This is a genomic window from Bordetella petrii, from assembly GCF_020991325.1.
Taxonomy (GTDB): Bacteria; Pseudomonadota; Gammaproteobacteria; order Burkholderiales; family Burkholderiaceae_B; genus Bordetella_A; species Bordetella_A petrii_E.
The window spans coordinates 1-3,275 of the sequence record NZ_JAJMLX010000389.1 but is presented as its reverse complement, the minus strand read 5'-3'; the positions used below and the strand labels follow the sequence as shown (position 1 = coordinate 3,275).

4 protein-coding genes are annotated in these 3,275 nt (G+C 69.1%); 2 read left to right on the top strand and 2 right to left on the bottom strand.

The annotated features are described in order from the left end of the window. Positions 1 to 957 (top strand): Bug family tripartite tricarboxylate transporter substrate binding protein (locus LPZ50_RS23420; protein WP_419195633.1); only part of this gene is annotated, 957 nt, incomplete at its 5' end. Further along, the gene (locus LPZ50_RS23415; protein ID WP_230665261.1) at positions 954 to 1,673 is read left to right on the top strand and encodes an SDR family oxidoreductase; all 720 of its coding nucleotides are present in this window, start codon (positions 954 to 956) and stop codon (positions 1,671 to 1,673) included. The genes LPZ50_RS23420 and LPZ50_RS23415, both read left to right, overlap by 4 nt. Before the next feature lie 10 nt (positions 1,674 to 1,683). On the opposite strand, the gene LPZ50_RS23410 is transcribed toward LPZ50_RS23415, so the two are convergent. Both LPZ50_RS23410 and pabB read right to left on the bottom strand, forming a co-directional pair. Continuing rightward, positions 1,684 to 2,313 (bottom strand): aminotransferase class IV family protein, encoded by a 630-nt coding sequence (locus tag LPZ50_RS23410; RefSeq protein ID WP_230665260.1) that lies wholly within the window; start codon positions 2,311 to 2,313, stop codon positions 1,684 to 1,686. A gap of 38 nt (positions 2,314 to 2,351) precedes the next feature. Next, a partial coding sequence (pabB, locus tag LPZ50_RS23405; RefSeq protein ID WP_230665259.1) for an aminodeoxychorismate synthase component I occupies positions 2,352 to 3,275 on the bottom strand: 924 nt, incomplete at its 5' end.

The following is a 3,275-nucleotide window of genomic DNA, read 5'->3' as shown; positions in this document are numbered from 1 at the left end:
GCCGCCGCGCTGGCCGCCAGCCTGCTGCCCGCCGCCCACGCGCAGGGCCACGCCTACCCCGATCATGCCGTGACCGTGGTGGTGCCGTATCCGCCCGGCGGCGCGGCCGATATTTTCGGAAGGGCCATTGCGCACGCGATGGAACCCGGCCTGAAGCAGACAGTGCTGGTGGAAAACAAACCCGGCGCGGGCGGCAACGTGGGCATGGCGCAAGTGGCGCGCAGCGCGCCCGACGGCTATACGCTGGGCCTGGGCACCATCGGCACACAAAGCATCAACCAGTTCCTGTACAGCAATATGCCGTTCGATCCGGGCCGCGACCTGGTGCCTATCGCCCTGGTGTCCACCACGCCCAATGTGCTGGCGGTGCGTACGCAGTCGCCCTACAAGACACTGGCCGACGTGATCGCCGCGGCCAAGGAACGCAAGGACAAGAAGCTGACGTATGCCTCGCCCGGGGTCGGTTCGTCGGTACACCTTACCGGCGCCTACTTCGAGGCGGTGGCGGGCATTGAATTGCTGCACGTGCCGTTCAAGGGCACGTCGGCATCGCTGCCCGCGGTGGCCGGCGGGCAAGTCGACCTGCTGTTCGACAACTTGCCCGGCTCGCTGGCGCAGATCCGCGACGGCTCGCGGGTACGCGGCATTGCCATCACTTCGCTGAAGCGCGACCCTTCGGTTCCCGACTTGCCCACGTTTGATGAAGCCGGCCTGCCGGGCTTCGATGTCACGGCCTGGTTCGCGCTGTATGCGCCCGCCGGCACGCCCGAACCCGTGGTGCAGAAGCTGATCGCCGCGGCTCGCAGCGGCCTGCAGGCGCCCAAGCTGGCCGAGCAGTTCTCGGGCATGGGGGCGCAGCCCGGCACGCTGTTCGGCCCTGAGTTGGCTGCCTTCGAACAGCGCGAACGCGAGAAATGGGGCGGCCTGATCAAACAGCGAGGCATCGCCGCAAAATGACCCGTCCCACTGCCCTGATTACCGGCGCCAGCCGCGGCATCGGCCGCGCCATTGCCACCCGCCTGGTGGAAGACGGCTATGACGTCGTCAATTTCAGCCGCGGCGCGCCCGCCACGCTGCTGCCCCACGAAACCTTTGTCTCGGTGGACCTGTCCGATGCCGCGCAGACGCGCCAGGCCGTGGCCGACCTGGCGGCGCAACGCCAGGTGCTGCACCTGGTGAACAACGCCGGCATGATCAAGGTGGCCGACATCGATCAGCTGTCGATTCCGGTATTGCAGGGCACCATGGCGGTGAACCTGGTGGCGCCCCTGCTGCTGTTGCAGGGGCTGCTGCCGGCCATGCGGCAAAGCGGTTATGGCCGGGTCATCAATATCGGCAGCCGCGCCGCGCTGGGCAAGCCCGGACGCAGCGCGTACGGGGCCAGCAAGGCCGGCCTGGTGGGCATGACGCGCACCTGGGCACTGGAACTGGCGGGTGCCGGCATTACGGTGAACACGGTGGCGCCGGGGCCGGTGGCCACCGAACTGTTCAACCAGTCCAACCCGCCCGGCCACCCCCGTACCCGCGAATTGGCGGCCGCCATCCCCGTGGGCCGTATCGGGCAGCCGGATGAAGTCGCGCATGCGGTGGCCATGCTGCTGGACAGGCGCGCCGGCTTCATTACCGGGCAGACGCTGTATGTGTGCGGGGGCCTGACGGTGGGGGCGGCCTGAAGCCGCGAGCTCAGGTACGCAGGCTGACGTCGAACCAGCCGCGCAGGGCGTTGGACAGGCGGATGGCCTGGGCCGCGTGCAAGTCTTCCACGGTAAGCACGCGTTCCTGCACGCGCTCGCTGTCCAGCAATTCGGCGCGCTGCACGCCGGGCAGGCAACCGCTGTCGACGGGCGGCGTGTACCACACGCCGCGCAGCTGCAGGTAGACATTGGTGCGGCTGCCTTCGCATAGTTCGCCATGCTGGTTCAGGAACAGCAGGTCGAACACCTCGCCATGCCGGGCCAGCCAGGCGGTGGCATCGGCATACCATGGCCGGTGCGTGGTCTTGTAGCGCAGCAGCGGTTCCCGCGCATCCAGCAACTGGTCGGACAGCATGGCCTGCTGCCCGGGCGGCAGGGCGGGCAGCGGCGCGGTTTGAATGTGGCGGCGGCCGCTGCGGTCCAGCAGCAGGCGCAGCCGGTGCTGCCCCGGCGTAACCAGCGTGGCCGCGGCGGCCCGCAGGTCGCGCGCCACGGCTTCGCCGTCGTAGGGGTAGTCCAGCGCCGCGCTGGCGGCCTGCAGCCGCGCCACATGGCGGGCCAGCAGGGGAATGCCGCCATCGGCGGTAACCAGCAGGGTCTCGATCAGTTCGGGGGACATGCGCGGGTTCCGGAATGAGGGGCCGGCCAAGGCCGCGGCTATGCGTGCGGCGGGATGGCGTCGTCCAGTATCCGCGCTTTCCACAGGCATTCCTGCCATTCCAGTTCGGGGTCGGAATCATGGACGATGCCGCCTCCCACACTGTAGACGCCATGGCCGTCTTTATCCAGCACCAGGGTGCGGATAGCCACGTTGAGCGAGAAATCGCCGTTGGGCGCCAGCCAGCCGATGGCGCCGCAATACAGTCCGCGCGGCGCGATTTCCATTTGCCGGATGCGGCGCATGGCCGCCACCTTCGGGGCGCCGGTGATCGAGCCGCAAGGAAACAGCGCGCGCACCACTTGTTCCAGGCTGGCCTGCGGTGCGTCGGCCGTGACGGTGGACGTCATGGTCCATACTGTGGGGTAGCGCTCCAGCGTGAACAGGCTGGGCACCTGCACCGATCCGGGTTCCGCCAGGCGGCCCAGGTCGTTGCGCAGCAGGTCCACGATCATCAGGTTCTCGGCGCGGTTCTTGGCGCTGGCATGCAGTTCGCGGCCCAGGCGCGCGTCTTCGGCGGGGTCGGTATGGCGCGGCGCCGTGCCTTTCATGGGGCGCACTGTCAGGCGCGCACCGTCGCGCCGTACGAACAGTTCGGGCGAAAACGACAGCACCGTGCGTTCGCCGTCGTCGATGCAGGCGGCGTGGGCCACGGGGTGCCGCGCGGCAATGCGGCGGTACAGGTGCCAGGGGTCGCCCTGCACGCGCACGTCCAGCGGCTGGGTGTAGTTCAGCTGGTATAGCTCGCCGGCCGCGATCAGTGCGCGTATGGCTTGTACTTGGCGCAGATAGTCGGCGCGCGTCATGCGGGGCTGTACCGACGCGATGCGCGCCGTGCCGTCGTGGGCGGGGGCGGCCCAGGGGGCCTCGATGTCCATGCGGTCGTAGACCAGGGCGGTCAGCCGCGGCGTGCCGGGCGGAAC

What these genes read in the sequence shown, in the direction of transcription:
- LPZ50_RS23415 (WP_230665261.1), top strand. Translation starts at nt 954, where the DNA reads ATGACCCGTCCCACTGCCCTGATTACCGGCGCCAGCCGCGGCATCGGC.
- LPZ50_RS23410 (WP_230665260.1), bottom strand. Translation starts at nt 2,313, where the DNA reads ATGTCCCCCGAACTGATCGAGACCCTGCTGGTTACCGCCGATGGCGGC.